Source organism: Psychrobacter sanguinis, assembly GCF_020736705.1.
GTDB lineage: Bacteria > Pseudomonadota > Gammaproteobacteria > Pseudomonadales > Moraxellaceae > Psychrobacter > Psychrobacter sanguinis.
In genome coordinates this window covers 2,811,637-2,837,176 of record NZ_CP085990.1, presented here as the reverse complement: position 1 = coordinate 2,837,176, position 25,540 = coordinate 2,811,637, and the positions used below count along the sequence as shown (strand labels likewise).

At 41.4% G+C, this 25,540-nt stretch carries 20 protein-coding genes; 15 read left to right on the top strand and 5 right to left on the bottom strand.

Going from position 1 to position 25,540, the window contains the following annotated elements:
* Positions 1-138 precede the first annotated feature (138 nt).
* Complete coding sequence (locus tag LK453_RS11905) at positions 139-1,590, bottom strand: ABC1 kinase family protein (RefSeq protein ID WP_201537779.1); 1,452 nt, start codon at positions 1,588-1,590, stop codon at positions 139-141.
* 454 nt (positions 1,591-2,044) lie between these two features.
* The gene (purD, locus tag LK453_RS11900; RefSeq protein WP_201537777.1) at positions 2,045-3,325 is read right to left on the bottom strand and encodes a phosphoribosylamine--glycine ligase; all 1,281 of its coding nucleotides are present in this window, start codon (positions 3,323-3,325) and stop codon (positions 2,045-2,047) included.
* A gap of 308 nt (positions 3,326-3,633) precedes the next feature.
* On the opposite strand from purD, the gene LK453_RS11895 reads away from it, so the two are divergent.
* The 10 genes from LK453_RS11895 to LK453_RS11850 all read left to right on the top strand — a co-directional run bounded on the left by LK453_RS11895 (position 3,634) and on the right by LK453_RS11850 (position 14,384).
* Positions 3,634-3,840 (top strand): DUF2905 domain-containing protein, encoded by a 207-nt coding sequence (locus LK453_RS11895; protein WP_201537775.1) that lies wholly within the window; start codon positions 3,634-3,636, stop codon positions 3,838-3,840.
* A gap of 253 nt (positions 3,841-4,093) precedes the next feature.
* Complete coding sequence (locus LK453_RS11890) at positions 4,094-4,849, top strand: methionine ABC transporter ATP-binding protein (protein ID WP_201527218.1); 756 nt, start codon at positions 4,094-4,096, stop codon at positions 4,847-4,849.
* Positions 4,850-4,852: 3 nt separating this feature from the next.
* Positions 4,853-5,536 (top strand): methionine ABC transporter permease, encoded by a 684-nt coding sequence (locus LK453_RS11885; protein ID WP_007393639.1) that lies wholly within the window; start codon positions 4,853-4,855, stop codon positions 5,534-5,536.
* 232 nt (positions 5,537-5,768) lie between these two features.
* Positions 5,769-6,671, top strand: a complete 903-nt coding sequence (locus tag LK453_RS11880; RefSeq protein ID WP_007393638.1) for a MetQ/NlpA family ABC transporter substrate-binding protein — start codon at positions 5,769-5,771, stop codon at positions 6,669-6,671.
* Positions 6,672-7,091: 420 nt separating this feature from the next.
* Positions 7,092-8,021 carry a hypothetical protein gene (locus tag LK453_RS11875; RefSeq protein WP_201537773.1) on the top strand — a complete coding sequence of 310 codons (930 nt, stop codon included), beginning with the start codon at positions 7,092-7,094 and terminating at the stop codon, positions 8,019-8,021.
* Between the two features lie 181 nt (positions 8,022-8,202).
* Positions 8,203-9,351 (top strand): 3-phosphoserine/phosphohydroxythreonine transaminase, encoded by a 1,149-nt coding sequence (gene serC / locus LK453_RS11870; RefSeq protein WP_201527220.1) that lies wholly within the window; start codon positions 8,203-8,205, stop codon positions 9,349-9,351.
* Positions 9,352-9,375: 24 nt separating this feature from the next.
* A complete protein-coding gene (locus LK453_RS11865) occupies positions 9,376-11,310 on the top strand; it encodes an extracellular solute-binding protein (protein WP_007393635.1) in 1,935 nt (644 codons plus the stop codon).
* Positions 11,311-11,441: 131 nt separating this feature from the next.
* Positions 11,442-12,221 carry a hydroxyacylglutathione hydrolase gene (gene gloB, locus LK453_RS11860; protein ID WP_201527225.1) on the top strand — a complete coding sequence of 260 codons (780 nt, stop codon included), beginning with the start codon at positions 11,442-11,444 and terminating at the stop codon, positions 12,219-12,221.
* 65 nt (positions 12,222-12,286) lie between these two features.
* Complete coding sequence (locus LK453_RS11855) at positions 12,287-13,357, top strand: microcin C ABC transporter permease YejB (protein ID WP_201537771.1); 1,071 nt, start codon at positions 12,287-12,289, stop codon at positions 13,355-13,357.
* Between the two features lies 1 nt (position 13,358).
* Complete coding sequence (locus LK453_RS11850; protein ID WP_201537769.1) at positions 13,359-14,384, top strand: ABC transporter permease; 1,026 nt, start codon at positions 13,359-13,361, stop codon at positions 14,382-14,384.
* A gap of 109 nt (positions 14,385-14,493) precedes the next feature.
* On the opposite strand, the gene LK453_RS11845 is transcribed toward LK453_RS11850, so the two are convergent.
* Entirely contained in the window at positions 14,494-14,877 is a 384-nt protein-coding gene (locus LK453_RS11845) for a hypothetical protein (protein WP_201537767.1), read from the bottom strand.
* A gap of 494 nt (positions 14,878-15,371) precedes the next feature.
* On the opposite strand from LK453_RS11845, the gene LK453_RS11840 reads away from it, so the two are divergent.
* Together LK453_RS11840 and zapE are read left to right on the top strand one after the other, a co-directional pair.
* Positions 15,372-16,037, top strand: coding sequence for an alpha/beta hydrolase (locus LK453_RS11840; RefSeq protein ID WP_201537765.1), 666 nt, complete (start codon positions 15,372-15,374; stop codon positions 16,035-16,037).
* Positions 16,038-16,166: 129 nt separating this feature from the next.
* Positions 16,167-17,297: a cell division protein ZapE gene (gene zapE / locus LK453_RS11835; protein WP_201537763.1), complete on the top strand. Its 1,131-nt coding sequence runs from the start codon at positions 16,167-16,169 to the stop codon at positions 17,295-17,297.
* Positions 17,298-17,520: 223 nt separating this feature from the next.
* On the opposite strand, the gene LK453_RS11830 is transcribed toward zapE, so the two are convergent.
* Positions 17,521-18,063, bottom strand: a complete 543-nt coding sequence (locus LK453_RS11830) for a hypothetical protein (RefSeq protein WP_007393626.1) — start codon at positions 18,061-18,063, stop codon at positions 17,521-17,523.
* A 622-nt stretch (positions 18,064-18,685) separates the two neighbouring features.
* On the opposite strand from LK453_RS11830, the gene aceE reads away from it, so the two are divergent.
* The 3 genes from aceE (at position 18,686) to LK453_RS11815 (ending at position 24,732) form a co-directional block, all read left to right on the top strand.
* Complete coding sequence (gene aceE / locus LK453_RS11825; protein ID WP_201541634.1) at positions 18,686-21,511, top strand: pyruvate dehydrogenase (acetyl-transferring), homodimeric type; 2,826 nt, start codon at positions 18,686-18,688, stop codon at positions 21,509-21,511.
* A gap of 71 nt (positions 21,512-21,582) precedes the next feature.
* Positions 21,583-23,394 (top strand): 2-oxo acid dehydrogenase subunit E2, encoded by a 1,812-nt coding sequence (locus LK453_RS11820; protein ID WP_201534125.1) that lies wholly within the window; start codon positions 21,583-21,585, stop codon positions 23,392-23,394.
* Between the two features lie 342 nt (positions 23,395-23,736).
* Entirely contained in the window at positions 23,737-24,732 is a 996-nt protein-coding gene (locus LK453_RS11815) for an ion transporter (protein WP_201534178.1), read from the top strand.
* Between the two features lie 103 nt (positions 24,733-24,835).
* Here LK453_RS11815 and LK453_RS11810 read toward each other — a convergent pair whose 3' ends face one another.
* Entirely contained in the window at positions 24,836-25,519 is a 684-nt protein-coding gene (locus LK453_RS11810; RefSeq protein ID WP_201534109.1) for a TerD family protein, read from the bottom strand.
* Between the last annotated feature and the right edge of the window lie 21 nt (positions 25,520-25,540).

Below are 25,540 nucleotides of genomic sequence, written 5' to 3'. Positions count from 1 at the left end.
TCAGTATTGACAAGCTTTTAGGATTATTTTAACGATAAGATCTTTTAATAATAAAGGTTTTTAATGATAACGACCTTGAATCATATCGAGCTTGCATCATAGCAATAGCACAAGAGGCGTAATGCCTCCAGCCAAAAGCTAAGCGTGTGCTGCAGTTACATTAATGGGCACAAACTGACTAATGGTGTCGTAAGTATTGGTTCTTGCATTTAATACCGTTAAGAAGGTATAAGCGCCAATAAATTTACGGCTAATAAACATAAATTCTTTGGGAGGCAAACTAAACTCGCGGGACTGCATGGCACTGCCTGAGCTTTCCATTAGTCGCTTATGTAAATTGCTATTAGCCCAATGATAAAATCCTTGATCATCAATTAAACCGCTGGCTTTATTTTGAGGTAAATTAGGATCTCTAAAAGGTTCTGTTGCCAGTAGAAATACATCAGCCATATTTGCTTTTACTTCAGGACTCATTGTGTCAAAGAACTCATAGCCCTGCATGGCATTCATCATTTGCTGCTTGTCATAATTAAAGCCTGCCAGCATAAGATTACGCGCTATCTTTAGCAGCTCATCATCGAACTGACGCATGGCACCAAAGTCTAATAGTATGAGTTTATCTTTACCATCAGGCTTATCCACTGGCTCTGAGCGAATTAAGTAATTACCAAAATTGGGATCGGTCTGCATTTCGCCCCAAACAAAAATCTCATTTAACATGATATCTATCGCAGCTTTACCCAAGGCATCACGGCGATTTTGTGGCAGAGACTTCAGATCAGCATTGGTAACAGGCACCCCTTCTTCAAAGCTCAAGCACAATAATCTGTCAGTACAATAGGCTTCAATAACTTCAGGTACCACATAGCGCTCATCTTGCTTAAGACGCTCGTAAAACCGCATTGTGGTCTGTGCTTCTGCCACATAATCAACTTCTACTTTTAGTAAGTCGCTAATCTCATTAAACCATTCATCGAGTGCTTTGGTCTGGGGGACGGCATTGGTAACCTTTAACAGGTGTTTGAACAAACTTAAGTCAGAGTCTATCGCATCTGCTACACCAGGATACTGTACTTTCAATACCACTTGCTGACCTGTGGCTTTGATAGTGGCGCGGTGCACTTGAGCCAAAGAGGCGGTGCCAATTGGTGTGGTAGAGACTTCTAAATCATCTAGACGACTACCCAATTGATCACGCAGTGCTCTTTCTACTACCGGCCAAGACAAACTAGCTGTGCTGTCGTTTAAACGGTGCAAGGCTTCGGTAATCTCTGGATGTAAAAAGTGCTCTCCGTATAACGCGAGCATCTGACCTATTTTGACCACAGAACCTTTAAGTTTTCCAAGTTCATCTGCCAAATAAGCAGCTTGTTCCTTCATAAACTCCTGATTGCGAGAAGCTTTTTCTTCTTTACTTAAAAACAAACCACTAAAGCTATTACCTGCCCAACGTCTTCCTAAGTTTAAAGAAGTTTTGGCCATAGACAGACGACGGTCTAGACGAGAGGTTTTAAGCTCACTCATCTCATTATTTAAACGGCTTTGAGGTAAGTCTGTTTGTGGCGGTGTTGATGAAGATGAATTTGACATGTTTTAACCATATTGAAAACTAAAGCTGTATCGTGGATATGTGCCATTGCAACAGCGATATAAGTAATTAGGGTTAGTACGATTAAGATATTAAATTATAAGTGTTTTAAATCGCGACAGTTTTTCTTGTCTGACAATCTTTTTTATTTGCTAATTTCTACTATGCGGCGTACCTAGCCTCTAGAGTAACATTCTTAATCTATTGACGCACTGACCTTTCAGTTTTAGTTACAATTAGTGCGATTAAATTTCAGTGATGCGGTTAGTACTATTTACCGATGCGATTAAGGCTATTTACTGAAGCGATTAATGCTATTTACCGACTTGATTAATGCTATTTACCGACTTGATTAATGCTATTCACCGATACGATTAGTGCTATAAAGTGTTTGTCTTAAAAGGCCCAATCTTTAAAATTAGGCCTTATGGCAATCAAAGTATAGCCTAAACTTAATTAGCCACGGTTGAGCGCGCGGTAACCGATATCACGGCGATAGTGAGCACCGTCAAACTGGATAGAAGCGGTTACTTTTAAAGCTTCCTGCTGTGCATCGGCAATGGTCTCGCCTAAGGCGGTCACACAAAGAACACGGCCGCCATCTGTAACCACATGCTCGCCATCGGTTTTGGTGCCGGCATGGAATACTTTGGTGGTTTCATCACCGCCTAGAGCAGGTAGGCCTGTAATCACATCACCTTTAGAGGAGCTTTCAGGATAGCCTTTTGATGCCAATACAATGCCTAGCGCAGCACGTTCATCCCACTCAGCAGTTTTCGGCAAATTACCAGAGATACCTTGCTCGATAAGTTTTACCAGTGAGCTTTTTAGACGCATTAAAATAGGCTGAGTTTCTGGGTCACCAAAACGACAATTAAACTCGATAACATACGGATCGTTTTTCTCATCAATCATTAGGCCAGCATATAAAAATCCAGTATAAGGATGTCCGGCTTCTTTCATCGCTGTCACCACAGGTTGGATAACTTGGTCGATTACTTTTTGATGTACCTCATCCGTAACCACTGGTGCTGGCGAGTAAGCGCCCATGCCGCCGGTGTTAGGGCCAGTGTCACCTTCACCAACGCGTTTGTGGTCTTGGCTGGTGGCCATTGGTAAGATATTGTCGCCATCAATCATACAAATAAAGCTGGCTTCTTCACCTTGTAAGAATTGCTCAATAACAACACGGCTTCCTGCATCACCAAACTTATTATCACCAAGCATATCTTCAATAGCAGTGTGAGCTTGTGCAATAGTCTCAGCTACAATGACGCCTTTACCGGCAGCAAGACCATCTGCTTTAACCACGATAGGCGCACCATTCTCGCTGACATACGCTTTGGCTGCTTTTATGTCAGTGAAAGCTTCATATTTTGCGGTAGGGATATTGTTGGCTTGCATGAATTCTTTAGCAAAGGTCTTAGAGCCTTCAAGCTGAGCACAGTATTGAGTGGGACCCCAAGTTGCGATATTTGCTTTTCGGCAGTCATCAACTAAACCTGCTACTAGCGGTGCCTCAGGACCTACAACAATAAGCTCCACCTTATTTTGACCACAAAAAGCAATTACCGCTTCATGGTCAGTGGTATCAAGGTCAATATTTTCACATTTTGGTTCAAGATTAGTGCCAGCGTTGCCGTTAGCAACATACACGGTTTGCACATCTGTATCTTTAGCACATTGCCAAGCCAATGCATGCTCACGACCACCTGATCCAATAATTAAAATATTCATATATATCCTTGTAAGCTTAATGAGGTATGTTGATTAATGGGAAAATAATTCAAAATATGCCATTTAATAGCGTAAATATAGAAAATGACAACCTAAAAAAGTGGCCATATAAAAAGACACCACATAAATTGACACACAGTATATGTGATAATTGAAATCATTTTATCAAAATCTGCCAGTTTGGGGCAGGTTTGTTGTCACCTATGTGGGTTATGGCTGTTTAATTGAAGAATATCAATGTTAAATCGGCAAAACAAACTAGCATGAATAATGAAATATATTCTATTTTTATCGAAAGGAGCGGTTTTATGTCAAAGATTTTAATTATGTTAGGGGTGGTGTTGGTCGTTCTAGGGGTAATATGGACTGTTTTTCCAAGTGCTTTTTCTTGGTTTGGTAAATTACCCGGCGATATTCGCTATGAATCTGGGAACACACGTGTCTATTTTCCTATTGTTACTATGATAGTAGTGAGTGTGGTACTGAGCATCCTGTTAAATTTATTCAGACGTTGATAGGCAATAACTACTTCACAAATAAAGGCTGTTTTAAGAAATGCTGCCTTGAAATAAGGGGTGTTTAATTAGCGAAATGAATTTAGATATTCTGGTTAAGCATGGGATTTGTTTGGATAAGTAGATGCCATAGACAGTGCAATATGCTATATTACTGCGCTTTGTAATTTTCATTACAGTACCTCTCAGACTGTGTTTTCTTTAACTTCAGTGTAACTTCTAAAGCTGTAAACCGTAACTCAAGATGACTACCATGAGCGATATGATTGTTCTAGATCAAGTATACAAAAAATTCCAGACTCAAAAGGATGGTAAAACCCATTGGTTTACTGCTGTCGAGCCTATTTCATTGACCGTTAAACAAGGAGAAATCTTTGGCTTAATGGGATACTCAGGTGCAGGTAAATCCACCTTGTTGCGTTTAATGAATTTACTTGAGCGCCCTGATGGGGGAACCGTGACAATTGATGGCGAGGTTTTGACAGATTTAAACCCAAAACAGCTCCGAGTCGCGCGTCACAATGTGGGTATGATCTTTCAGCAGTTTAATTTAATGTCTAACAGAACTGTTTTTGAAAACGTCGCTTTCAATTTAAAAGTATCAGGTTACGCCAAAGGTAATATTTATGAGCGGGTCATGGAGTGTCTGGAGATCGTCAATCTGACTGACAGAGCCAATCATTATCCCGCACAGTTATCAGGTGGCCAAAAGCAGCGTGTTGGTATTGCTCGCGCCATTGCGCCAAACCCAAAAGTGTTGCTAGCAGATGAGCCTACCAGTGCCCTAGACCCGTCAACCACACGAGCTTTATTGAGCACCTTAAAAGAAGTGAATGAAAAATTAGGAGTGACCATCGTTATAGTGACGCACGAAATGAGTGTTATTCGCCGTATTTGTAATCGTGCCGCTTTATTACATCAAGGTCATCTGTTAGAGGTCGCTGATATAATTGACGGTCAAATTATCGCCAAAACTGAAGTTGGCCGCGGCTTGGTTCAAGAGGATTAACAGATGCTAGCAATGAGTTATAACGATGCCACGGCCCGCCTATGGGAACTTCGTAGTGAAATTTGGCAAGCGACAATTGATACGTTTGTGATGATGGGTATCTCTACCGTTGCCGCTATTATTATTGGCGGTTTGTTCGGGATTTTCTTATTTTTGTCCAGTGACAAACAGTTATTACAAAACAAGCCTCTGTATGCCTTATTAGGCGGCATAACCAACTTTATGCGGGCATTCCCTTTTGTTATTTTGATGATTGCGATGAGTCCGTTTACCAAAACTTTGATTGGTACCAGTATTGGACCGGTAGCGGCGTCATTGGTATTGGCATTGGCAGGCTCGTTTTATTTCGCACGCTTGGTAGAGCAAAATTTACGAGAAGTGCCACGCGGTATCGTGGAAGCCACTGAATCAATGGGTGCCAGCCCATTTACCATTATCAAGGTATTATTAACTGAAGCCCGTTCAGGTTTGGTGTTGTCAGTAACCATCTTGTGTATTAGCTTGCTCTCGTATTCAGCTGCGGCCGGTATGATTGGCGGTGGTGGTCTGGGTGACTTGGCCATTCGTTACGGCTATTACCGTTATCAGACAGAAGTCATGATCTTTATCGTGATCATGCTATCTATCATGGTCGTAGGCATTCAAGGCATTGGTAATTTACTCGCTGCCAAATTGGACAAGCGCTAATCCAGTGACAACATGGATAAGCTTGTTGATTAGCCAAGTCGATGCCTGCTTAATGAATTTAATTCATAAGCACTGCCAAAAGTTTCATGTAGAGGTTTGAATTTATCGGTTAGAATGTGAGTTATAAACTGTCGTAACAATATTTTATGCTACAGTAACATTTTCAACCCTAGAGAAATTTTTTAACAACATTGTGTGTTAGAAATCCCCTTTTTATTTTAAGGATTGATCCATGAAGATAGTTGAAATTCGTAAACAGATTCTAGCAGCTGCTGCGGTAGCGGGTATTTCAGGTCTTGTGTTAGTAGGCTGTAATAACAGTGCTAATGAAGAGACGGCTAAAGCGGATAGCAATGCAGCGGCTACTGAAGAGAAGAAAACCATTGTTATCGGTACTACTGAAGGTGATTTCGCCGATATGGTACGTGACCAAGTAAAGGGTGAGCTTGAAGCGAAAGGCTATACGGTTAAGCTAACTACTTTTACTGACTATGTTCGTCCTAACTTAGCATTGGCGGAAGGTGATTTGGATATCAACATTTTCCAACACAAGCCTTACTTAGACACCTTTAAAGCTGAGAATAACTTAGATCTAGTCGAAGTTTTCCAAGTGCCAACAGCGCCGTTAGGTGTTTATAGTGGTAAGAAAAAGACTTTAGAAGAAGCTTATAATGGCATGAAGGTTTCTGCACCAAATGATCCAAGTAACTTTGCACGTGCCTTAGTTATGATGAATGATCTAGGTTGGATTACCTTGAAAGACAATGTTGACCCATTAACGGCTTCTAAGTCTGATATCGCTACTAACCCAATGAATATTGATATCGTTGAGCTTGAAGCGGCTCAGTTGCCACGTGCTCGTGATGAAGTAGATTTTGCGATTATCAATGGTAACTATGCCACCGATTCTGGTATCAAGTTAACAGAAGCATTATACCAAGAAGCAAGCTTTGCTTACGTGAACTGGTCAGCAGTTAAAACCGCAGATAAAGATGCTAAATGGGTTAAAGATGTAACAGATGCTTATAACTCAGACAGCTTTAAAGCGTATGCGCATAAATCTTTCCCAGGCTACAAATATCCTAAAATTTGGGGTGAAGAGCAAGGCGCTGCAGCAGATACCGCTGCTAAGTAAACTACCCAGCAAAGTATTATAAGAAACCTGATATCCAATTGTGTGACGCAAAAGCGGACATGTGGTTGGGTATCGGGTTTTTATTTGTCTGTTAATTTCAGTTTTTGCACTAAGTTTTTAATAGAGCAGTGTATTTAGCGGCTAAAATAACATCGAGATTTGCCTTGATATTTGTTAGACTGACCCTAGCTAACTTCTTATCTTTCTCATCAATATAGAGTATTGCTCTTAGCTAATAAGCTCACAAACAATCTCATTAAAAACCCTTGTTTTGAAAACGATTATCTTAAAAGCGATCGTTTTAAAAACAAACACTCCGTAGTTAACCTTTAGAAATCGTGTACTGTTAAAATATTGCCAAACCCTAAAAGCTAAATACTACCAATCATTAAAACACTATTAATTAATTATTAAAATACTATGACCTCTGAAAACCCGCACCTCACTCGTCCCCCGACACCGCCTATAAAATCTGACTTTGTGGCCAACGGGCTGTCTAATAATCAGCACTCAGACGGTAGTACGATGCCTGCTTTATTGGTTCAACAAAGACAAATATTGGCGATGATGGGGCTCGATATTTGGGTGCAACGTGATTGTGCTACCATAAAGGTTGATTACCAAACGTTTGCTGAGCAGCACAAGGCAAATAGCGAGGCGCAGCTACAAAGCTTGCAAGCGCTAATGAGCGAGACTGGCGTAGATCAAGTGACTGTAGAGGGTGCTAAAGAGGTTGGTAACGTATCTTCAGAGGCACAACTTCAAAGCCCAGTAGCCGTTCCAACGAAAGCGGTAGTTGGTCCAGATCAAGATCAAACTACTGCGGCACTGGATAATGATAAGGCGCAAAAATCCTCCGCAATATCTGAAAACCAAACCGTCAATAATGATCCTATACAAGCCTTAAAACAAAAGTTTGATGCTTCTGAAAATAAGAGCACTCAACTAAAAGTCAACCTAGCAGATAGCTTGGAGCAGGTAGCGCCTTTTGAAGTAATAGGGGCTCACTTTAAAGACTGGGTACTGCTTGCAGATGTCAGCGTCTTTAGAGACGAAAATACTTTAAGGCTGTGGGAAAATATATTAAGCGGATTGTCTATCAGCCCACAATTGTTAAAGTTTCCAATTTGTCCAGAGATTAGTGACAAAGAATCAGCGAACGCCAGCGTGGCCGGTTTTATATTCAGCTTAGCCAAAAATCATGAGATTAAGGTTGCCGCTTTAACCCCTATGCCTCAAGGTATCGAGCATCCTCAGCTTGAGAAAGTACCGTATTTGATAGAAATGCTAGAAGACAGTGGCTTGAAAAAGCAATTATGGCAAGTTCTCAATCAAGCACAAAACATTTAACCCTTATTATAAGTAGGGTTTTAAAAATCGAATATTGTAAATTAAGTTCTTTGTGTTATTAATGCTGTTGTAAATACTGAGTCAGTTAACAGTGTTTATTGGCTTAGTAATTGTATTATACTTAGGTAGTTTACCCTGACAATGCTGTATCCCAATCACTTTAATGTTTTGTAGGACAATTATGAATCAAGAAACTGCAGCCGCTAATTTAAAAACCGACGCTCCTTTACATCGTTTGCATAATTTTTGTGCCGGACCGGCTTCTTTACCCACTGAGGTCTTGTTAAAAGCACAAGCTGAAATGCTAGACTGGCAAGGTAAAGGCGTCTCTATCATGGAGATGAGCCACCGCAGTTCAGACTATATCAAAGTAGCGGAAGCCGCTGAAAGTAGCTTGCGACGTCTAATGCAAATCCCTGACAATTATAAAGTGCTTTTTTTACAGGGTGGGGCAACGTTTCAATTTTCTGCCATTCCCCTAAACTTATTAGCCAATGAAACCAATAACGGTAAAGCTGATTATTTAACCACAGGCGCTTGGTCAGGAAAAGCCATTAAAGAAGCCAAACGCTATGCGGACTTAGGCTTAGGTGAGGTTAATGAAGTGGCAACTAGTAAAGCGTCAGGCTTTACTACTGTCCCTGAGCAAAGTGAGTGGCAACTAACAGAAGGCGCTGAGTATTTCCATTATTGTGCCAACGAAACCATCCATGGGGTGCAGATTTTTCAGCCACCTGAAGTAGACGCTCCACTCATAGCTGACATGTCTTCTTGCATCTTGTCTGAGCCTATTGATGTGTCTAAGTTTGGTATGATTTATGCTGGAGCACAGAAGAATATTGGTCCAGCCGGTCTAGTTATCGTTATTATCCGTGAAGATCTGATTGGTAAAGCCAGTGCTTGGTGTCCCGCGTTACTAGACTATGCCAATCAGGCGGCTAAAGAGTCTATGTTGAATACGCCAGCAACTTATTCATGGTATTTAGCGGGTCTAGTATTTGAATGGCTAGAGCAGCGAGGTGGTCTAGAAGTTATTGCAAAAACAAACCGTCAAAAAGCTGAATTGTTATACAAAACAATTGATGAAAGCGATTTTTACAGCAACAAAGTCGACGTTAACTACCGCTCAATCATGAACGTGCCGTTTACTTTGAAAGACAGCAGTCTAGATGGTCAGTTTTTAGCCGAGGCTGAACAAGCCGGTCTATTAAATCTAAAAGGTCACCGTGATGTGGGCGGTATGCGAGCTAGCATTTATAATGCGGTTAGCCTAGAGTCAGTTCAGGCTTTGTGCGACTTTATGAATGAGTTTGCGAGCAAACACGCTTAATCTAGTCCTCATAACCAGTAAACGATGAGCGACTATCCCAATACTTGGATTGACGATAACATAAGATTGACGACAAAGAAGGAGGTCGAAATGAAGAGTAGCTTTTTTTTCATAAAACGAGCTTCTAAAAAACAGACCTCTTTTTGGGCCACAAGCCTGCTGGCGGGTGTGCTAATTGGTTTAAATCCAGGTGCTGTGGCAAAGCCCATTACAGTTACTGCAATCGGTCACAATAGTGAGGCGCGTTATATTAATGCGCCTTACTTACCTTATGCCAATCCTATGGCACCCAAAGGCGGTACATTATCGCTATCGGCACTGGGTACATTTAACAGTGCCAATCCATGGATGACCACCGGTCTCGCCATGAGTGGTACTGACTATATGTATGATACTTTGTTAACCGGCTCTTTAAATGAGTCATTTGTCATGTATCCACAGCTGGCGGAAAAAGTCACTTATGATCCCGAGGATACCAGCTGGATTATTTATCATATCAATCCCAAAGCAAAGTTCTGGGACGGAAGTCCAGTTACCGGTAATGATGTAAAAGCGACTTTTGATGCCTATTTAAATAAAGGGCTGATGCAGGTTCGTAGTTATCTGTCTGGCGTAGATAAAGTGGAAGTTATTGACAAATACAGAGTCAAATTTCACTTTAAATCTGCAGAAAATAAAGAGATTTTGTTAACGGTAGGGCAGTTCCCTGTTTTTAAACAGTCTTCTATAGAAAAAGATTTTGAAAAATTAAGTCTGACACCTTTGATGGGCAGTGGCCCTTATCAGCTTTATGCTGTCGAGCAGGGACGCAGTGTGACTTATAAGCGTGACCCTAATTACTGGGGCCAGCAAGTTATGGCTAATAAGGGTCGCTTCAATTTTGACTATATTAAATACATTTACTACGGCAGTGATGAAATTGCTTTAGAGGGGTTTAAAGTCGGTCAGTATCATTTTCGACAAGAAAGCTCGGCTCGAAAATGGACCACCGCTTATAATTTTCCCGCTGCCAAAGCTGGGATGATTAAAAAAGAAGCCATTGTGACTAAAAATCCTGTGCCTATGCAGGCCTTGGTCATGAATTTGCGCCATAAGATTTTCTCAGACATCCGGGTGCGTCAAGCAATGACTGAAGCCTTTGACTTTGAGCTGATGAATAACACTTTGTTTTATAATCAATACGAGCGATTAGACAGTTATTTTCATGGCTCAGAGCTTGCTGCTACAGGAACCCCTAATGCAGAAGAGTATGCAGTATTAAAGCCGTTATTACCAAAGCTTGACCCTATTCAAAGACAAGCGGCAGTGGCGAATTGGCATCTTCCTAAGTCAGATGGTAAGGGGTATAACCGTCAAGCCTTACTCAGTGCCAGAAAAAAACTCCTACAAGCGGGATTTTATTACAAAGATATGGCGTTATATCAGCCAGATGGTCATCGGGCCAAGTTTGAAATCTTGATAGCCGATGACAAAATGACTCGGGTGCTGTTACCGTATGTGCGTAATTTAAAAAAATTAGGCTTTGATGCTTCAATTAGACAAGTAGATAGCCCGCAATATTTAGAGCGTCTAAGACGATTTGACTACGACATGATCATTGCGGGGTTTCCGCAAAGTACGTCGCCCGGCTCTGAACAAAGTTATATGTGGGGCAGTCAGGCGGCAGAGGAACAAGGCAACCAGAACTATAGTGGCATAAAAAATGAAGCCATTGATGCCGTCATTTCCAAGCTGATTAAAGCGGACAATAGAGAAGAGATTGTGCTTTATACTAAGGTATTAGATCGCCTATTAAGGGCGGGGTATTACATGGTACCGATGTATGGTTCTACCAGTACTCGCGTAGTTTACTGGGACAAGTATCGTCACAATCAAACGTTACCTGATAATGCGCTGGGTATTGATTATTGGTGGGTAGACAAGTCTGCTGACTCCATTATTGCCAAATACTTAAAATAATCTTTCACTTTATAAATCATAGTTTTACTCTATAAGTAATAGCTTTACTCTATAAATCATAGTTTTATTCTATATAAGCTGTAGTAGCTATTTCTTATTTGAGAATAAATTTTTAAACAATAGGATATTCCATGAGCTTAATTATTACGCCTATACCTGCCTTTACTGATAACTATATATGGGCAATGGTAAACGATACCAATAAACAAGCCATTGTCATTGATCCTGGCCAAGCAGAGCCTGTGGCTGATTATTTACAACAGTATGGGCTTGAGCTGACCGCTATTTGGATTACCCATCACCATCACGATCATATTGGCGGCGTGGCTGAGCTACGTGAGTTATATCCTATGACCCATGTGGTAGCAAGCTCAGACCATGGCGTCAGTCCAGATCAAGTGGTTAAAGAGGGCAGTTCAGTCAGTGCTTGGGGCTATACGGCACAGGTATGGGCGGTTCCAGGTCATACTGAGTCGCATTTGGCTTATGTGCTTGCTAAAGATGAGATAAAACAAGTGTTCTGCGGTGATACTTTATTTAGCGCAGGCTGTGGTCGGGTGTTTACCGGTACTATCGAGCAATTATTTGAAAGTTTTAAACGCTTTAATAAGTTGCCTAAGTCTACTTTATTTTATCCTGCTCACGAATACACCGCATCAAATCTAAAATTTGGCTTATCTATCGAACCTGACAATACTGTAATGCAGAAATGTTTGACTGAAGTTATTGCCTTAACTGAGCAAGGCAAGTCTTCTTTGCCAGTGTCGCTAGAGCATGAAAGACAAGTTAATGTCTTTTTGCGTACAGAAGAGCTGACAGTTATCGATGGGGTGCAAAGACAGGTCAGCTTGCCAGACACCAAGTCATTAACCGTGTTTAGCGCATTGAGAACACTCAAAGATAATTTTTGATGACAAACAATAAACGTGTATCAGTAGCTAATGATGATAAGCAGCAATAAATAAGGATTGGCGTCATGGGTCGTTATATTTTAAAACGGTTATTGCTTATCATACCCACGTTATTTTTGATCCTTCTAACCAATTTTGTTTTGGTTCAAGCCGCTCCTGGCGGACCGGTAGAGCAACAGATTGCCCAAATTGAGTTGTCACAGAATCTAGGAGATGGGTCAGGGGCGACCTTAGGCAGCGGTAATGTCATGTCTGACTCTGGCTATAGAGGCTCGAGAGGCTTATCAGAGGAGATGGTAGAGGCGATTAAAGCGCAATATGGTTTTGACAAGCCCGCCCCTGAGCGCTTTTGGATCATGCTTAAAAACTATGCCACTTTAGATTTTGGTACCTCATTCTTTAAGGGCAAACCGGTCACTGAGCTTATTATTGAAAAGCTACCAGTGTCCATCTCCTTGGGTCTATGGAGTACCTTACTTATCTACCTGATTGCCATACCATTGGGCATTTATAAAGCGATGCATCATGGCTCAGGTATTGATAAATTAACCGCTGTTATGTTGGCGGTCGGTCATGCTATTCCAATATTTGTTTTTGGGGTTATTCTACTTGTGCTTTTTGCAGGTGGCAGTTATTGGCAAATTTTCCCGTTACAAGGCTTGGTGTCGGATAACTTTGACGATTTAAGCACTTTAGCCAAAATAAAAGACTATTTTTGGCATTTGGCACTGCCATTGACTGCCAGTACCATTGGTGGCTTTGCGGCATTGACTTACCTCACAAAATTTAGCTTTATGGAAGAGTTATCCAAACAGTATGTTTTGACTGCGCGAGCCAAAGGACTGACAGGGCATCAAGTGCTTTATGGTCATGTATTTCGAAATGCGATGCTTATTGTTATTGCGGGCATCCCTGCTGCCATTGTCAGCATCTTCTTTACAGGTAATTTCTTAATAGAAATCATTTTTAAGCTCGATGGACTAGGACTGCTCGGTTTTGAGGCCATTGTTCAACGAGATTATCCGGTGATATTCGGCACCTTATTTATCTTCACCTTAGTCGGTCTATTATTGCAGTTGATTAGTGACATCAGCTATCATCTGATTGACCCCCGCATTGACTTTGAGGGGCGCTAAGATGAGCAAATATAAGCTGAATCCTGTATGGCAGGCAAGGCTCAACCGTTTTAAACAAAATAGACTTGGCGTAGTTGCTTTGGTTTTATTTTGCTTGATTTCAGTCATCTGCTTGGGGGCAAATTTTGTTGCCAATGATAAACCATTAGTGGTGACTTATGAGGGCGACGTATATTTTCCAGTTTTCAAGGCCTATCCCGAGACGACTTTTGGCGGTGTTTTTGAAACTGAAGCCGACTACAAGGACCCTGCTGTTAAAGCCCTTATAGACCAAAAAGGCTTTATGGTGATGCCCCTTATCGAGTTTGCTGATCAGACGCCCAGTGTCGATATCGAACAGCCTTATCCCGCACCGCCTAATGCCAGTAATTGGTTGGGAACCGATGATACTGGTCGAGATGTATTGGCACGAATTTTATACGGTATGCGGGTCTCGCTATTATTTGGTTTAGCATTAACCATCGCAGGCTCATTGATAGGGATTATTGTTGGTGCCATTCAAGGATATTATGGCGGTTGGCCGGATCTTATTGGTCAGCGTTTTATGGAAGTTTGGGCAGGTCTGCCGCAGCTGTTTATGATCATAATCTTAGTGAGCTTATTTAACCCCAATGTCTGGGTGCTATTTGCTCTGATGCTATTGTTTGGTTGGATGAGCTTGGTGGGTCTGGTTCGGGCTGAATTTCTACGCGCGCGTAACTTTGATTATGTAAGAGCAGCTCATAACTTGGGGGCGTCAGATCTGCAGATCATGCTACGTCATATCCTTCCTAACGCTCTGGCGTCAAGCTTGTCACAGTTACCCTTTATATTGACTGCGAACATTGTGGCCTTAACGTCGTTAGACTTTTTGGGCTATGGGTTACCGCCAGGTTCTCCCTCGTTAGGAGAGCTTATGAATCAAGGAAAAGACAATTTAGATGCGCCTTGGTTGGCGTTGTCTGCCTTTTTTAGCCTGACTATAGTTTTGTCCTTATTGATTTTTATTGGTGAGGCATTACGAGATGCATTTGATCCTAGACGTTAAGTAGGAGTAATAGAGACAAGCCCATAAAAAAGGTTCTTATCAATTGATAAGAACCTTTTTTATAAACCGCAAAGGTTAAAGTCTTTGGGCTTTTTAAACGTTTTAAGGCTTACTGACAACGGAAGCTAATGTCATATTCAAAATCGTCATCACGTGATAAATTTGGACTACCTGTACCTAGGACGGCACCTGCAATTGAGCCCATTTGATCAATCATACGACCTGTTTTCTCATTAAATACACCGTTATATCGCACTTCGTCTTTAACGATAACGGCTTGACGCGAACCACAGGTTTTTTTAGCACTGGCCAAAGCATTTTCTTGTGCTTGAATTTTAGTTTTACCTAAGCCAGTGGTTTCATAAGTTGAATCTGCACGCTGAATGACTGGCGCGGTAGGAGTGGATTGACAAGCAGTCAAACCAATAGCTGCTGATGCAAGTAACCCTAAGGTTGTGAATTTGGTTAGTTTTTGCCATGACAGTGTGGTCATAAATAGCCTCAAGACAAATAAAATTAAAGGTAAGCGAAATCAATCACAGTAAGACTATAGATAACATACGGCGATATATAAAGAAGAAGTATAAATCAGTCAGTCTATAAAACAGTCGTTTACAATTGATAGGCAATAAAATAGTCACTATAGTATATAAGCTCATGCTTTCTGTAGTATAGAGCTTTAATAGAATAGTGTAGAGAGTAGTGTATAGAATGTTACTTAGCTATTTCAACTGGCTCAGCCTGCTTAACCTAACTTACTAGATTTAATTTGATTTAGAGCGAATCAGAAAGCGACTAAGTTTGAGTTGACGTGATTGAGGCGATTAAAGCGATTAATAGCAATGATTAACAGAGGCTTACCCATTTATAAGGCTGTTTTTGCTATTATGTTCCACAGTGTTGAACCTACATTTAGTCCTTAGCTGGGCTATACAAGCGTTGACCGTATTTTAATAACAAAGAATATTAATGACAAAGACTTTAAATATGAAAACCAAATCTCAACAGCTATTGATTGATGGTCCTGCTGGCAAGCTTGAAGTGGAAGCGCTTTGGCAAAATGAAAACCCTCAGGACGCCGAAACTAAGAAGGTTGCTTTACTGTGTCATCCAAACCCACTCTACGGTGGTACAATGAAAAATAAAGTGGTGACCACTATGTTTAACTTTGCACGTGATGAAGGTATGCATGTGGTGCGCTTTAACTTTCGAGGCACTGGTAAGTCGACAGGTGAACATGATTACGCTGTGGGTGAAATTGAAGATGCCATGGCTGTGCTACAGTGGATTCATTCCCAGACTTCAGCCACACAAGTATGGTTAGGTGGATTTTCATTTGGCGGCTATGTGACAGCCAGAGTGGCTGAACAGTTGTTAGTGACCCCGCATATCTGGGGTTTAACCGATATGGAGCTCATCAAAGTAGTGCTAATGGCACCCTCGGTTGAAAATAATGATGCCTCTGATGTTATGCTGCCGACTCAAAAAACCATTCAAATCTATGGTGATGCTGATGAGGTCATCCAACCTGAATTGATGAAGAAATTTGCAGAAAATAAGCAAATCGCCAGTTATGTGGTAAAAGAAGCCGGACACTTTTTCCATGGCCGCTTAACCGAGATTAGATCTTTGTTAGAGCAACATGCTCGTTAAGCTAGCCCTGTTAAATTAACCCCGTGAAACTTGCCCACTAGACGAGCGGTTACAAGACTAACGAATACTGGTTTGGTTCATTTAATTAATTCCTTATACCCCTGATAACTCAAGAGTGATTACTAAGATATGAATAATAGCCCCTTACAAAGGTACCAAGCTGCAATAGCGACAGATGAGTTTAACCATGATCCTATCCAAGAAAAAGCGATGACTTATCTCGATGAGGTCTATTATCAATTGATTGAAAACTCAAAAGAGAAAAAGGGTTTTTTTGGGTTGTTTAAGGCAGATCCAGTTCCGCCCAAAGGCTTGTATATGTGGGGCGGCGTAGGCCGAGGTAAGACATGGATGATGGACATGTTCTTTGAGTCAGTGCCTCTACAACGTAAGATGCGAATGCACTTCCACCACTTTATGCAACGGGTTCATAAAGAGCTAAACAAGCTACAAGGCAGTAGTGATCCATTAGAAAAAGTAGCAGATATTATTCATAGTGAAGCGGTATTAATTTGCTTTGATGAGTTCTTCGTCTCTAACGTATCAGATGCAATGATTTTGGGTGATTTATTCACCATGCTATTTAAGCGTGGCATTACTTTGGTGGCAACTTCAAATATTGAGCCCTCGGGCCTATATAAAGATGGCCTGCATAGAGACCGCTTTATGCCTGCAGTGGCTGAGCTTGAGAAGCACACCACCGTTATGAATATCGATTCGGGTATTGACTACCGTTTACGTTTACTACAACAAGCAGAGCTCTATAAATCGCCATTGACCAAAGAAAATAGTCACTGGTTGGCCAATAGATTCGTCTCTATCGCTAATAATCAGAAAATCTCAAAAGATCCAATTATTATTAATGGCCGTGAGATTAAGATTAATGCGCGTACCAAGACGGTGTTGTATTGTGATTTCAGACAGCTTTGTATGGAGCCAAGGTCAGCCAATGATTTTATTGAAATCGCCAATCATTTTACAACGGTGCTAGTAGATAACGTTCCTGAGCTAACGGATGTGCTACGTGATCCTACCCGCCGCTTTATTTACTTAGTTGACGAGTTTTACGACCGCCGTGTTAAGTTATTAATTCGAGCTGAGCAATCCATTCTGGATCTGTATCAAGGTGAAAAGTTGGCGTTTGAGATTGAACGAACGCGTTCGCGCTTACTTGAAATGCAGTCAGAAGACTACTTAAAATTAGAGCATCGCTTGGATGTGGACAGCTCTGAATTGGAGCAATCTCAGGCGGTAGGCTAGGGTCTATACCACTATAATGATCTGAGCTTTTGCTAGTTGCGTTTTTGCCAGCGAATAAGGCTTATAAACCTTGAGTAATTTACTCTGAGTTTATAAGCCTTTTTTTATGAGATTTTTTATAAGCTCAATTGGATAGGAATATCGGTCATGATATCAACAGCTATCTGTGACGGTATCAATAATTAACAGATAGCTGCTAATCAACCATAGTAAATGGCCACTATTAATGGACAATAGTATTGAACGCCACGTCGACCGATTTTTTAGGAGGGATATATTTGATGTCCCAGCGCAGCGATTTGTATTCAGACAGGGGTACTTCAACCAGTTTACCATCGACCATGCGCATTAGCGGCAAGTCACGATAGTTATAATAGTCTAAAGACGCTTGAGCACTTGGAGGATAAGCTTCTCCTGTAAACTCTGTATTGGCTGGGATAGGCAGCGTTACTGTGGTGTTTTGAATAGAGGTATTCAAGGTATTGCTATAAGTCGCTTTGTATTGAATAAGCGAGCCTACTTTGGCCGTACTAACGGGGATATAGACTCTTTCACCTCGTTTATTAGTCACTACCTTACTGGCAGTGATGGTCATTTTAAGGGCATCATTGGCATGGGCCGGCACGGCAGTCATGGCAAGTAAAATACTGGATAAAACAGCCGCAAGATAAACGTTGCTGTATTTTAGAACAGATTTTTTTACCACAGGATACCAAAGATTGGGGGCTCTATTATAAAAAGGGGGTCTTAAAATAACTGCGGTCAAGATGAACTCCTTTGTGATACTTGTTAGATGAGTGAGCTAACAAGTCTCTTGTGCTTTAGTTCTTATGGTTAATATCAACACAAAACCATCTCATAACTGTAAATAATCTTAATTTAAGTTTTATCAATAGCTTGGGCTATTAATAGGGTGATAGTGCTAAAAAATAAAAGTGCTAAAGCGGGGTGAAAAATCCACCCACCTGTCTATTCAATGCATTAGACTTATTGGATAAGTCAGCCTATACAAGAGTCAATGTCCTATCTGTAATTTTATTACAATCCTCTGCCTAAAGCGAGATATGTTAGCAGACACAACGTTCTAATTTAACAGTTGTATAAATTCAATTAAGTGGGGCTAAGAGATAACTGGAGATTATCTATTATTTATAATAATCATCATTTTTTAAATAAATACAGTTACAAAAACCATTTAATTTAGAGGATAGGTAAGGCTCTAAAATATGGTTATACTAATAAGCGATACAAGTGTTTACTCTAACTTATATGACTTATATCCACAATTTAATAATGTGTGATTTTTGATGATTTTTTTTAATTGAAGCTTTGAATAAACGCTTTGAATAGAAAAGTACCAATTTAATATTAAAACCTAGGGACAAATTATGAAATATTATAATGATGCTGATCATACCGAAACTCAAGAATGGCTAGATGCCTTTGAATCGGTAATCAAGCATAGTGATAAGGACCGTGCACGTTTCTTGTTAAAGGCACTGTACAACATGGCCGTGCAAGAAGGTTTGCCTTTCAACCGTTTGGATACTGCTTATTTAAATACCATTCCGGTAGAAGATGAGCCCACTTATCCTGGCGACTTAGGTATCGAGCGTAAGATTCGAGCTTTAGTACGATATAACGCTTTGGCCATGGTAATGCGTGCTAACCAAAATGACGATGATCTTGGCGGCCATTTAGCCACTTTTGCCTCAAGTGCAACGTTATACGAGACTGGCTTTAACCATTTCTTCCGTGCCGCTAGCGATCACTTTGGTGGCGACATGATTTACTATCAAGGTCACTCAGCACCGGGTATCTACGCGCGTTCATTCCCAGAAGGTCGTTTGACCAAAGAGCAATTAGAAAACTTTCGCCGTGAAGTAGGCGGTAAAGGCCTATCGAGCTATCCACACCCTTACTTGATGCCAGATTATTGGCAGTTCCCAACCGTTTCAATGGGTCTGGGTCCTATCATGTCGATTTATCATGCGCATGTGCACAACTACTTAGTGAATCGTGGTCTGTTAGAAAATGAAGACCGCAAAATCTGGGCATTCCTAGGGGACGGCGAAACTGACGAGCCAGAAAGCTTAGGCGCAATCTCACTGGCGGGACGTGAGAAGCTAGATAACTTAATTTGGGTAGTCAACTGTAACTTACAACGTCTCGATGGTCCAGTACGCGGTAATGGTAAAATTATTCAAGAGTTAGAATCCGTATTCCGCGGCGCAGGCTGGCGTGTCATTAAAGTTATTTGGGGCGGTAAGTGGGATACCTTATTGGACAAAGACCATTCAGGCGCTCTAAAAAGACGTATGGAAGAAGCTGTGGATGGCGAATACCAACTTTATGAGGCTCGTGATGGGGCATTCACGCGTAAAGAGTTCTTTGGTAAATATCCTGAGCTTGAAGAAATGGCCTCGCAATTAAGTGATGAGGACATTCGTCATTTAAACCGTGGTGGTCATGATCCTATTAAAGTGTATGCCGCTTTCAGTGAAGCTATGAAGACCAAAGGTCAGCCTACAGTTGTATTGGTAAAAACTGTCAAAGGTTATGGGCTGTCTAATCAAGCACAGGCGGTTAACAAAGCACACCAAATTAAGAAGTTAAACAAAGAAGGTCTGGTTTATTTCCGTGACCGCTTTGATTTGCCTTTCACTGATGAAGAGCTTGAGAAGCTACCTTTCTATCGTCCAGATGAAAACTCTCCAGAGATGAAATATCTACGCGGTCGTCGTGAGTCACTAGGCGGACATTTGCCGAACCGTCGTAGTGGACATATACCCTTAAATATTCCTGACTTGTCGATCTTTGATCGTGTGTTGCAGGGTAGTAATGGCAAAGAGCAGTCAACCACTATGGTCTTTGTTCGTCTGTTATCAGCGATGCTAAAAAATAAAGACATCCAAGATCGTGTGGTGCCTATCGTACCAGACGAGGCGCGTACGTTTGGTCTAGAGGGGCTATTCCGTCAGCTAGGTATTTACTCTTCAGCAGGACAAAAATACACCCCTGAAGACAGTGAAGCATTGATGGGCTATAAAGAAGCCAAAGATGGACATATGTTGGAAGAAGGTATTAACGAAGCGGGCGCAATGAGTGCTTGGATTGCCTTAGCGACCAGTTACTCAGTCAACGCGTTACCTATGATTCCAATGTATATTTATTATTCAATGTTCGGTTTCCAGCGTATCGGCGACTTAGCGTGGGCCGCTGGTGACTGTCAGGCTCAGGGTTTCTTATTGGGTGGAACCGCAGGACGTACCACTCTAAATGGAGAAGGCTTGCAGCACCAAGATGGTCATTCTCACATATTGTTCGGTACCGTGCCTAACTGTATCAGCTATGACCCTTGTTATGGCTATGAGCTGGCGGTAATTATGCATGATGGTCTGCGCCGTATGTATGGTGAAGGCGAGCGTGTCTATTATTATATTACCTTAATGAATGAAAATTATGAGCAGCCTGCAATGCCTGAGGGGGTTGAAGAGGGTATTAAGCGTGGTATGTATTTGTTAGAGGATAACAGTCAGTTACACGCTAGTGCACACGTACAGCTATTAGGCTCAGGCACTATCTTACGTGAAGTGCAAAAAGCGGCTAAAATCCTGTTTGACGAGTTCAATGTGAGTGCCAACGTATGGAGCGTAACCAGCTTTAATGAGTTGACACGTGAGGGTATGGCGTGTGATGACTATAACCGTCTACATCCTATGGAAGAAGAGAAAGTGCCTTGGATAACTGAACAATTGGCACAACATGATGGGGTTGTGATAGCAGCGACGGACTATATGCGTAATTACTCTGAGCAAATCCGTGCTTGGTTGCCAGACAACCGTCCTTATACCACATTAGGAACAGACGGTTATGGCCGTTCTGATAGCCGTGCTCAACTGCGTAACTTCTTCCACGTTAATGCTGAGCATATCGTTGTTGCTACCTTAAAACGCTTAGCTGATGAAGGTGAAGTGGAAATGCGTTTAGTGAAGGATGCCATTACCAGTCTAGGCATTGATGTGGATCAACCGCCTGCTTGGCAGCCACAGCCTCAGTATGATCATTTCCCAGATGCACCAGCACCTGATAATGTGAATCCACATCCAGTACCAGAGTTAGTAGATGAAGAAGATGATGAAATCAGTAGCGAGGGACGAGCAGAGGATCAAGCCGATGCTGAGCTATTAAATGACGAAGATGTTAAAGAGTAAGCACTTTATACACTTTGTATTAAATAGCACTATCGCTAATTGTCTAATAACAAATATTCTGGAGAACAGATATGGAAATTAAAGCCCCCGATTTAGGTGTGGAAAGTGCCGAAGTTAGTGAGATAATGGTCTCTGTCGGCGACAAAATTACTGAAAATGATAATATTGTTTTATTAGAATCTGATAAAGCGGCGGTTGAAGTCCCTAGTTCAGCCAGTGGCACTGTCAGTAAAATTATGGTCTCTGTGGGAGATACCGTTACAGAAGGCTCAGTGCTTATTGAACTTGAAACTGACTCCCAAGAAGGCTCAGATTCGGAATCTACAACTGAAGACGCTCAATCAGAGTCTGATGAGGCTAAATCTACAGACGAAGCTGAAGAAGATAAAGGTAACGATTTAGATAGCAGTAATCTTGATAGTGCCGCGCAGCCAGAAAGCGATGCGGCTAACGAGACTCCTGAGGAAGTAGAAGGATCAGGTGAGGCCAAAACCTATCCGCTACCTGATTTAGGGGTAGAGCAAGCAGAAGTCGCTGAAGTTATGGTCAGTGTGGGCGACACCGTCGAAGCGGATCAGTCGTTATTACTCATTGAATCTGATAAGGCCTCAGTGGAAGTGCCGGCACCCGTATCCGGTACAGTCGAAGAGATTTTGATTGCCGCGGGCGATACCGTGGCCAATGGACAAGATTTTATTGTCATTAGAGGTGCTACCGGTAGTAAGCAAGATAAAGGCGCTAGTCAACAAGCGGCGGCGTCTCAAAGTAATTCTAAGACAGACAGCTCAAGTAAAAATAGCAGCAAATCTGCTAACTCTGATGAGCAGCAAAGTGCCAAATTATCTACTATGGGTCAAAGTGGCGCTGACAAAAAGCCACAAGCGTCTACTACCACCCAAGCTAATCAAGCAAATGGTATTGTCGATAAGCTTAGCGAGCAGCAAGTTAATGCTAAGATGACCGATGTCTATGCGGGGCCAGCAGTGCGTAAGCTGGCACGTCAGCTCGGAGTCGACATTACGCAAGTGGAAGGCACGGCATTTAATGATCGTATCTTAAAAGAAGATGTCTTTGATTATGTCAAAGCACATATGCAGACCAAGGCCAGTGATTCAGCACAGAGTGTGAATGTGGTAGGGTCAGGTTTGCCGAGTCTGCCTGATATGAGTAAAGCCGATATTTGGGGTGAGATTGAAACGCAAGACTTAAGCCGTCTACAAAAAGTGTCTATCCCGCAGCTTAATTACAATACGTATCTGCCACAGGTCACTCAGTTTGATTTATCAGACATTACCGAAACTGAAAACTTGCGTGGTGAGCTTAAAGGTGAGTTTAAGGCACAAGGTATCGGCCTAACTATCTTGGCATTTATTGTAAAAGCAACCGCTTATGCTTTAATGCAGCACCCTAAATTTAACAGTCATTTAAGCGATGACAATACTCAAATTCATATTAGAAAGACAGTGAATATGGGTATCGCAGTAGCGACCGATGATGGGTTAATTGTGCCAGTTATCAAAGATGCGCAAACCAAAGGCATTAAACAAATTGCCATTGAGATTGGTGAGTTAGCAGCCAAGGCGCGTGATAAAAAGTTGGGCACCAAAGACTTACAAGGGGCGAGCTTTACGATTTCAAGCCAAGGTAATTTAGGAGGTACTTACTTTACCCCGTTGGTAAATTGGCCACAAGTTGGTATTTTAGGGGTATCTGAAGCCACTATGCAGCCCCGTTGGAATGCTGAAACGCAAACTTTTGAGCCACGTTTGATGTTGCCTCTGTCACTGTCTTATGATCATAGAGTCATTAATGGGGCAGATGCGGCTGTATTTACCCGATATATCGCTAAGTTATTGGCAGATCCTAGACGCATTTTACTGTAATAACTAGCATTTAGTAGGCGAAAGCCAATATCCAAAACCTCATGAACCAGTTTGGAGTGATTAGTTTCGAGAGTACCTAGCAAAACTTATCGAATAACTAGTCCACAAGAACTGGCCAATAAGCAAGCAAACAAGAAAGGTCTTTGATTGATTTAATCAAAGACCTTTTTGTTTTTATTAAAAAAGTTATTATATTGCTATTGCTCGACTGTCCTCTATAATATTTGCTACCAAGTTGCTCTATGGCTCTATAATAGCTTTATGGCTTTTTCAATATTTTTAGCAACTTCTGCCAAAGCATACGTTTTACCACTCACCGATAACAACAACTCTAAGCCACCTATGTTTAAAAATCCTCTATATCAGCAAATACGAAGCCGAGTCTACGATATCATTGAAAACGAAGCTTATCAGACTACCTTTAGCCGGTCTTTTGATAAATTTCTAATAGTATTGATTTTATTAAATGTGTCGGCAGTTATCGCAGAGTCAGTGGATGCTTGGTATTTTCCCAATAAGGCGCTATTTCATGCATTTGAGCAGTTCTCTATTGTTATTTTTAGTGGTGAGTACTTACTGAGACTTTGGGCAATAGTTGAAAAAGACAAGGACACCCATCCTGAAATTCCTCATTGGAAAAGACGTTTAAATTGGGCTAAAAGTCCGGGTGCTATCATTGATTTTATCTCAATTGCACCTGCGTTTTTAAATTTCTTCGTCACCGTAGATTTACGTTTCTTACGTGTTTTACGATTGTTCAGATTGTTAAAACTAACCCGTTATTTTGCGGCAATGCGCATTTTATTAATTGTGTTGCATAAAGAAAAAGAGTCGTTTAAAGCGGTTATTTTTATTTTATTAATTATGATTGTGACGGCCTCTAGCGGTATTTATGTGGTGGAAAATCAAGCCCAACCTGAAGTGTTTGAATCGATACCAAAATCCATGTGGTGGGCAGTGGTAACCTTGACCACAGTGGGCTATGGCGATGTTATCCCGGTCACAACATTCGGTAAATTTTTAGGGGCAGTGATCACCATACTAGGGGTAGGTCTGGCAGCATTGCCGGCAGGTATTTTGGCATCGGGCTTGGCCTCTGAGCTTGAGCAACGCCGTGAAATACTGGAACAAAGATTCCGCGAGTTATTGCTCGAAGATGATGATATGAATTTGGTCAGGGACCGCTATAAAATTGATAAAATTAGACGTGAGCTTGGCTTGAGTAATGATCAGGCAGATGAGGTGATAATGCAGCTGCTGCGTGAAAAAGAGTATCAACAAAAGCTAGCAGAGTTAGATAAGAAAAACTTTTGTCCACATTGTGGCGAGCATCTATAAGTGTTATTCAAAAATTGTCAGTCAAAAACAGCACCAATCAAAAGACAATAAAAAAGAGCTGAATCAGCTCTTTTTTTATTTTTAGAAAAGTTCAGCGATGGGGTTAGCCATAAAGTCGTGCCAGCTCGCGCTGGATTTGTTCTATCATGTTATCTATTTTATGATCACTCAAAGCCAATAGACTTTGGGTATAACGCCATTCGCCTAGCTCGCGGCTCAATAGGGCCACACAAAACGCCGCACTGTCATTTCCTATAAGGGTTAAATCTGTCGCATAAATCTCGTTGCCTTCATCATCGCTGATGTAAAGATTACCGCGTTCAAGTTGACGAATCGGATAGCCATTATAGCAAGACACTATTAACGCCACGTGTGACACAGTTTGAGGCAAACGGCCAAGTCTTAATTCGATGGTTTCGACATCTACATTTCTATCTAATTCAGCTGCCGCACCTCTGTCCTTACCATTTAAGCTATCACCTTGATGGCGAATTGCTTCAGAGTTGTCTCTTAACTGCTTAAACCAAACCTTGTCTACTGCTTGTAGATGACTGTTAAATAGCACACAAGACAAGTCGATGTCTAACGTTACGGTGTTCTTTTTTATACGGTTAATAAATCCTTTTTTAGCGACTTCAGTATATTTAAAGTTCAGACCAAATAATAAGGTGTTTCCTTCAATAGGCAGTTCACTCAACAAGTGTGAGGTTGGAGTATTAGCAGAGGCTGAAAATGTATTTGAGCTATTGTCTACAAATGTGTTTGAACTATGAGTAGTAGAGGCCAAAAGAAACTCCTAGATGATCGT

Excerpts from the sequence above, each read along its gene's own strand:
- LK453_RS11905 (WP_201537779.1), bottom strand. The coding sequence starts at position 1,590 with ATGTCAAATTCATCTTCATCAACACCGCCACAAACAGACTTACCTCAA.
- purD (WP_201537777.1), bottom strand. The coding sequence starts at position 3,325 with ATGAATATTTTAATTATTGGATCAGGTGGTCGTGAGCATGCATTGGCT.
- LK453_RS11895 (WP_201537775.1), top strand. The coding sequence starts at position 3,634 with ATGTCAAAGATTTTAATTATGTTAGGGGTGGTGTTGGTCGTTCTAGGG.
- LK453_RS11890 (WP_201527218.1), top strand. The coding sequence starts at position 4,094 with ATGAGCGATATGATTGTTCTAGATCAAGTATACAAAAAATTCCAGACT.
- LK453_RS11885 (WP_007393639.1), top strand. The coding sequence starts at position 4,853 with ATGCTAGCAATGAGTTATAACGATGCCACGGCCCGCCTATGGGAACTT.
- LK453_RS11880 (WP_007393638.1), top strand. The coding sequence starts at position 5,769 with ATGAAGATAGTTGAAATTCGTAAACAGATTCTAGCAGCTGCTGCGGTA.
- LK453_RS11875 (WP_201537773.1), top strand. The coding sequence starts at position 7,092 with ATGACCTCTGAAAACCCGCACCTCACTCGTCCCCCGACACCGCCTATA.
- serC (WP_201527220.1), top strand. The coding sequence starts at position 8,203 with ATGAATCAAGAAACTGCAGCCGCTAATTTAAAAACCGACGCTCCTTTA.
- LK453_RS11865 (WP_007393635.1), top strand. The coding sequence starts at position 9,376 with ATGAGCGACTATCCCAATACTTGGATTGACGATAACATAAGATTGACG.
- gloB (WP_201527225.1), top strand. The coding sequence starts at position 11,442 with ATGAGCTTAATTATTACGCCTATACCTGCCTTTACTGATAACTATATA.
- LK453_RS11855 (WP_201537771.1), top strand. The coding sequence starts at position 12,287 with ATGGGTCGTTATATTTTAAAACGGTTATTGCTTATCATACCCACGTTA.
- LK453_RS11850 (WP_201537769.1), top strand. The coding sequence starts at position 13,359 with ATGAGCAAATATAAGCTGAATCCTGTATGGCAGGCAAGGCTCAACCGT.
- LK453_RS11845 (WP_201537767.1), bottom strand. The coding sequence starts at position 14,877 with ATGACCACACTGTCATGGCAAAAACTAACCAAATTCACAACCTTAGGG.
- LK453_RS11840 (WP_201537765.1), top strand. The coding sequence starts at position 15,372 with ATGAAAACCAAATCTCAACAGCTATTGATTGATGGTCCTGCTGGCAAG.
- zapE (WP_201537763.1), top strand. The coding sequence starts at position 16,167 with ATGAATAATAGCCCCTTACAAAGGTACCAAGCTGCAATAGCGACAGAT.
- aceE (WP_201541634.1), top strand. The coding sequence starts at position 18,686 with ATGAAATATTATAATGATGCTGATCATACCGAAACTCAAGAATGGCTA.
- LK453_RS11820 (WP_201534125.1), top strand. The coding sequence starts at position 21,583 with ATGGAAATTAAAGCCCCCGATTTAGGTGTGGAAAGTGCCGAAGTTAGT.
- LK453_RS11815 (WP_201534178.1), top strand. The coding sequence starts at position 23,737 with ATGTTTAAAAATCCTCTATATCAGCAAATACGAAGCCGAGTCTACGAT.